Annotated in this window: 1 pseudogene; it reads left to right on the top strand. The window is 34.5% G+C overall.

From position 1 onward, the window contains the following. Positions 1-255: pseudogene (locus ETC05_RS18000) on the top strand (RNA-guided endonuclease TnpB family protein); the annotation flags it as partial.

Consider the following 255-nt stretch of genomic DNA (forward strand, 5'->3'; position numbering starts at 1 on the left):
TGCAAAAACTAACGAAAACTATAAGCTGTTAAACAGTAACATGGCACAGCAAATTTTAAAAAAGGTCAATGAAGCCTTTAAATCTTTCTTTGGTTTGATCAGTCTTGCCAAACAAGGAAAATATGACCACAAGGCTATCAGTATTCCAAAATATCTTAAAAAAGATGGCTTTCATTCACTGATCATTGGCCAGATTCGTATAGACGGCAACAAATTCACGATACCGTATTCTCGCCTATTTAAAAAGACTCACAA

This window comes from Geobacillus sp. BMUD (assembly GCF_013096845.1).
GTDB classification, from domain to species: Bacteria; Bacillota; Bacilli; order Bacillales; family Anoxybacillaceae; genus Geobacillus; species Geobacillus vulcani.